The organism is Candidatus Profftia sp. (ex Adelges kitamiensis), from assembly GCF_020342455.1.
In the GTDB taxonomy this organism is placed as follows: Bacteria; Pseudomonadota; Gammaproteobacteria; order Enterobacterales; family Enterobacteriaceae; genus Profftia.
Window position 1 is genome coordinate 1,178,483 of record NZ_CP080506.1, and the last position, 7,135, is coordinate 1,185,617.

The 7,135-nt window shown below is 22.1% G+C and carries 2 protein-coding genes and 1 pseudogene; all 3 read left to right on the forward strand.

Going from position 1 to position 7,135, the window contains the following annotated elements:
* The first annotated feature begins 2,238 nt into the window (after window positions 1–2,238).
* A complete protein-coding gene (locus K0T98_RS03055; protein WP_225639379.1) occupies window positions 2,239–3,957 on the forward strand; it encodes a proline--tRNA ligase in 1,719 nt (572 codons plus the stop codon).
* Window positions 3,958–4,986: 1,029 nt separating this feature from the next.
* Complete coding sequence (epmA, locus tag K0T98_RS03060) at window positions 4,987–5,964, forward strand: elongation factor P--(R)-beta-lysine ligase (protein WP_225639380.1); 978 nt, start codon at window positions 4,987–4,989, stop codon at window positions 5,962–5,964.
* Window positions 5,965–6,986: 1,022 nt separating this feature from the next.
* Window positions 6,987–7,121 (forward strand): annotated as a pseudogene (locus K0T98_RS03065) (amino acid--tRNA ligase-related protein); the annotation flags it as partial.
* Window positions 7,122–7,135 lie beyond the last annotated feature (14 nt).

Below are 7,135 nucleotides of genomic sequence, written 5' to 3' on the forward strand. Positions count from 1 at the left end.
AAAAACTTTAAACATATTATTGCTTTATAGTGAAGTAATATCTTAATTAATCATATAGAGCAATAACATATTAGAAAGAAAGATATATTTTTAAGATAGTATTTAATAAAAATAAAAAATAGATAAAAAAATAATATACAGTGTATATAATAAAAAAATGACTAAAATAAATTACATTTATAACATTTTTTTATATTTATTCTGTTATTTTTAATGATAGTTATTCAATGTTCACTACTTTATGTAATTAAAATTTAAATATAATTTCAATATTATTTTATGTATTTACTGAACTTATCTTGATATATACTATTTTTAATTTTTAGCACATATCTCTATACTGCAATACCTATAATTTACCTAGAAATTTTTAAGACAATTATAACTTAATATAAAGAATATCCCATTATATATTATATATCTAGTAAGATCACATAAAATATGTAAGATAGCTTAGGATAAATAATATAAATATTTAAAATAATGTTAGTGAAATGATGCAGAATGTATTACCATGATTTTATATGTAATAACTTCTATATTTTATAACAAACTTATACTTAAATGTATGTAATAATTTATCTTAAAATAAAATTATATTTTATAATGTCATACTACAACTCAGTAGATATATAAAGTCATTAATAATAAATAATATAAAAACTTTACATTTAGTATTTCTTAGTAAGATATACATGTTTTGCTTTAAACGGTATCTAGCTAATTTGCTAATTTTATAAAAAATATTATACTATTAATAATAGGTTCTTTATATTTATTCAAAATAGTAAAAATGTACTCTTTAATTTATTTCTTCTTAATATTAAATAAGGTTCTTATATCATTTAAAATACTTTAAACAATAACAGATTAAATTGATTAATTTTGAATTAAATAATATATTATGGATAATAATGAGAGATTATGTAACTAATTTTTTGTTAAAAACAAATAAAATATTATTTGATAATATTTAGCTGTAACGATGAATGTTTATTATAATATTTATTATGGCTACAATTAATTATAAAAATAATAGTACATTTTTATTAAAATACAGGTTATTATATCTGATATTATAATTATAAGACCGTTATTAATCTTAATATTTTATATTATTAGAAATAAAATATAAAATATAGATAATATTTATTATAAATACTTATTTAATAATTATCTATTTTGTTTTAATATTTTTATTTAATTTATATTTTTATTAAAATAATTTTTAGTATTTATAGTTAACTTAGTAATAAAATTCTAAATAATACTAAATTAACATTATACAAACGGTTTGTTAGATTATAAAGATCATATCTTTACCCATATAAGACTATATTAGTCTATTTTGAATGCTTTTATTCTATAAAAATTTAATAATATAAAATATTATTTAAAATTGTTATAATAGTATTATTACTATATCCTATACTTATTATTGTAAAGATTAACAATATTTTAAGTTAATGTATTCTCTCTAATTGATTCCATATTAATACATTAGATACTTTTATAGAAAAATTGGAATTATAAAAAATTAATAGTATTTCATAAAAATGTATCTGTACTAATTTTATAGTAAAATAATACTAGAAATTAATAATTATATATTTAATTTTACTATAAAGTATTTATGATAAATATATATAAAAATATTAAATACATATAAATCTCGTAAAAAGAAAATATTTATTTTCTCTATTCAAAAAATATTTTATCTTTCAAAAAGTCTTAATTAATAGTATATTACTATAATACAGTTAATATATATGTATATTTTAATACAAGAGATACACTAATGAAGTAAAAATATTAATTTACATTCATTAATAATATTACTTTTTAAATAAATCACTTTCACAATTAAAGTAAATGAAACACTACAATTCTTATCTTAGATTTATATATTAAAATTTATAAACTTAATAATCAGTCAAATAACAAAATAGGATACAGTGCAATTTAAGATCAGTAAACATAAAAACTTATAATAATATTTATAGTGAATTACTTTTGTATCACGATTATAAATATATTTATATTTAGCAATGATAAAATCATTAATAAATACTATAAAGTAATTAAAGTATTTTTTATTACTCCTTACATTAATTACTATATATCTTTATATTAGTTTATACCCAATAAAAGTCAAGAAATATTTATTATGGTGCTTTATATCCCCTATATATATATTATATTATAATTTCAATTAAGTTTTTTGGAACAATATATATAATGCGTACAAGTCAATACTTAATCTCCACTCTTAAAGAAACTCCATCCGACGCTGAGATGATCAGCCACAAACTGATGCTACGTGCAGGTATGATCCGCAAACTATCATCTGGTCTATATACCTGGATGCCTACAGGTATACGTGTTTTAAAAAAAATTGAAAATATTATACGCAAAGAAATGAATAACATTGGTGCACTTGAGGTATCTATGCCTATAGTCCAACCAGCATCTTTGTGGAAAAAAAGTAATCGTTGGGAGCAATATGGTCCAGAATTACTACGAGTTATTGATCGCAGTAATCGTGTATTTGTATTAGGTCCAACCCATGAAGAGGTAATTACTAATATAATACGTAACGAAATAAAGTCTTATAAACAGCTACCGTTAAATTTATTCCAGATACAAACTAAATTTCGTGATGAAGTACGTCCAAGATGTGGTGTAATGCGCACAAGAGAATTTTTAATGAAAGACGCTTACTCTTTCCATACTTCGAAATCATCACTACAAGAAACTTACGATAAGATGTTAGCTACTTATATAAAAATATTTAGCCGCATAAATCTAGATTTTCGTGTAGTAAAAGCAGATACAGGTACTATTGGTGGTCATACTTCACATGAATTCCAAGTTATAGCGAACAGTGGTGAAGACACTATAATTTTTTCTAACGAATCTGATTATGCAGCAAATATTGAAATGGCAGAAGCTCTTGCACCTAAAGGTAAGAGACCCCCTCCAACCGAAGAATTACGTATAGTTAACACACCAGATGTAAAAAATATAGAGGAACTAATCAAAAAATTTAATATACCAATTGAAAAAATTGTTAAAACTATATTAGTTCATGCTAATAAAGATAGTGGTCATAAATTAGTTGCTTTATTAATACGCGGTGATCACGAAATAACAGAAATAAAAGCTACAAAACTAAAAATCGTTGCTAATCCTCTGAAATTTGCAACTGAAAGTGAAATTTATACAGAGGTAAATACAAGTTTAGGATCTCTTGGACCAATTAATATAAAAGTACCTATTATTGTTGATCATACTGTTGCTATGATGAGTGATTTTATTGCTGGTGCTAATATAGATGGTAAACACTATTTTGGTATTAATTGGGGGCGTGATTTACTGTTACCACTAGTAAGTGATCTTCGTAAGGTAGTTAAAGGTGATCCTAGTCCAGATGGTAAAGGTAATATATTAGTTAAACGTAGCATAGAAATTGGACATATTTTTCAATTAGGTACTCAATATACCAAGACATTTAAAGCTACTATACAAGATAAAAATGGTATAAAACAAATAATAAATATGGGTTGCTACGGTATAGGAATCACTCGTTTAGTTGCTGCAACTATTGAACAAAACCATGACGAACGTGGTATTATATGGCCTAATGCTATTGCACCATTTCAAGTAGCTATTCTACCAATTAATATGCATAAAGATATTCAAGTAAAAAGTATCACTACATTAATATACAATAGTTTAAATTCCCAAGGCATAGAAGTTATACTAGATGATCGCAAAGAAAGTATAGGAGTAATGTTTGCAGATATGGAGTTAATAGGCATACCTCATATGATTATTATCAGTCATCGTAATTTAGATAATAATATAATTGAATATAGTGATCGTCGTATAGGTAATAGACAAGTTATTAAAGTGAGTGAAATAGAAAAATTTTTAATATCAAAGATTAAGTGCTAAAATATAGTAAATTATATATAATTTATTCACAATAATAAGAATATATTTAAATAAATTTAAATATATAGAAAGGAAAATATTTTTAGCAAAAAATGCTAAATTATTTAACTAAATCCAAGTATATTTAAATAAAATATAATTACACTAGAAATAACTAAAAATAAAATACAAATCAGGATAGCATCAACGTTAAACTATAAATATAGTATCTAATACTACAATAACTGTAATAGTTAAATTTATATAGATAAACTATTATTAAACATAAAATATCAAATAAATGTAGTTAAGCTATATTAACCAACTTTTATAAAAAACTATATATATTTATAATATAAATATATATAGTTTAAGTTAAAAGATATATTGAAAATATTATTGTAGTTAAATAGTATTTTTAATACTAAAAATACTAAATTTAATGGTATTTATAGTAACTTATTTATAATATTTTATATAAAATAAAAAATTATAAAAATAATATTTTTTACTTTAAATAATTAGATAGTAACTTTTTATAAAAATGAATTCTCATATATTTATCGGTACTACAATAAACAGGAAAATAATAACTTTTTAATAGATGCATTGTATGTTTTTATTTTTCTTAGTAAGAATAAGAATAATTAATTTTGATATATATCATATTATAATATGATAATCAATAAATAGGTGATATACAACAAAGTAAAACAAATATAATTTAAACTTAATTAATGAATATTGCATATTTTGTTTATTATAACTACCTACTATGCATGATGGCATAACCTAAGACATGTAGTATTCAGTATTAATGTGTATTTATTAAAATAAAAATATTAGATATATAATATTATATAATTAATTATTGAGTTGTTATATTAAAGTATGCAATTATCTAATAATTTAGATAAATAATAACTTATTTTGACTTCATTAGTTTATAAAATATAAAATATCTATTTTGTTAACTAACCACACTATAAATAAAATATTTATACCCTGTATTTTAAGATATATTTTATTTGCTAGTGCAGAGTAAATTTTATGAACGAAATATTAAATTGGCAGCCTAGTGCTTCCATTTCTAATTTATTAAAACGCGCAGCAATTGTTTCTAACATACGAAAATTCTTTTCGGACCGAGGCATTTTAGAGGTTGAAACACCTTCAATGAGTTATACCACGGTGACAGATATTCATCTCATTTCATTTAAAACTACTTTTAAAGGACTGAAAGTAAAAAAAGACATGAATCTATATATGATTACAAGCCCAGAATATCATATGAAACGTCTATTGGCATCAGGGAGTGGTCCTATTTATCAATTATGTAAGAGTTTTCGTAATGAAGAATATGGTCGCTATCATAACCCAGAATTTAGTATCTTAGAATGGTATAGACCATATTATGATATGTATAGTTTAATGAATGAAGTAGACGATTTACTACGGGAAGTTCTAGAATATGATAATTCTGAAACTATTTCTTATCAAAAAGTCTTTATGCGATATCTAAATATAGATCCTCTTTCTGTTAATAAAATACAGCTACGTAAATTGGCTAAAAGCCTTAATATAAGTAATATAGCAAATTACGAAGAAGACCATGATACATTACTACAGCTATTATTTACATTCGGTGTGGAACCAAATATAGGTCATGATAAACCAATGTTTGTATATCATTTTCCAGCTGCTCAAGCTCTTTTGGCTAAAATTAGCACTGAAGATAATCGTGTTGCAGAACGTTTCGAAATATACTATCAAAATATTGAGTTAGGTAACGGATTCTATGAACTTACTTGTGTTAATGAACAACGTATGCGCTTCAAACAAAATAATCGTAAACGTGCTGCACTAGGATTACCACAATATCAGCTAGATAAAAACCTACTATCTGCGTTAGAATACGGTATGCCGGAATGTTCTGGCGTTGCTATTGGTGTGGATCGTTTGATTATGTTGGCACTAAAAGAAGATAATTTAAGTCAAGTCATTGCCTTTCCATTAGAAAGAGCTTAGTATTTGTTTTTATAAAAATAGCTATATATTATAATCATTAAACTTTATTGATATAGTATATATACCATAAAAACTTAAAATTTTTCTTACACCTATGTATTATAATTAATGAATATCATTCAACTATAGCGTATTAAACTTAAATCATATTAACAATATAATTCATATTATTAGTTTATATTAGAATATAATATAAAGAATTTTCTTAACTATATTATTATTTTATATAATTATTAATATAATTATATTATTTAATTATTTATTAGGATTATTCATCTAAATAATAAGGTATTTTTATTATTTTTATATTCAACTAAAACTAGTTATCAAATATAGTTATGGTATCAAAAAATAAGAGATATCTTTTGAAGAACCGAAAGATACTTATATTCATTTTATCTAAATATTTTTAGAATCTTTTAATATACTGTTTTTACTTACATACCTTCTAAATTGAAATCAAGATAATATAATACTAATATTATTATATTAATAACTATTTTTCATTAAAAACTAAATTTAAGTAAAAACAGTACTATTATTTATAATTCTTAAGGATATTTTATGTTATTTTTTTTACAATAACTATTGTAATATTTAATATTAACTTTATAAGAAAATATACCTTCTTATAGAAGAATATAGATGTTCTATATACTATAGAATTATTATTTTAGGGATACTAACATCCCTAGAACTAATAATTATATTTTTATTACTAATATGATTATAACTATTTTATAATACATATATATTATAGAGAATATCTAATAAAATAGTGTATATAAACTATAAAAAATCCGTATTATTTTAAGTAAAAATAATATAGGATATTGATCTAGATAAAATCTTTAACATATATAATAAAATAAACTATACCTCTTTTTGTTATGACAGTAAATGTACGACTAAAATAATCACTAAAAATTAATTTAAATTAAATAAAAATATAAAATAGTAGAAAAAACATTATATTATGTCCTTATAATTGGTATAAGAATAAAATATAATATCACTTTAATAAGAATAATCAAAATCCATGCATTACTGACCGTTTTGAATTATTTATTGGCGGTCGTGAAATTGGTAATGGATTCTCTGAGCTAAACGATGCAGAAGATCAAGCTGAACGATTCCAAGAACAGGTTTATGCAAAAAATAAGGTAATTAT

Excerpts from the sequence above, each read along its gene's own strand:
- K0T98_RS03055 (WP_225639379.1), top strand. The coding sequence starts at position 2,239 with ATGCGTACAAGTCAATACTTAATCTCCACTCTTAAAGAAACTCCATCC.
- epmA (WP_225639380.1), top strand. The coding sequence starts at position 4,987 with ATGAACGAAATATTAAATTGGCAGCCTAGTGCTTCCATTTCTAATTTA.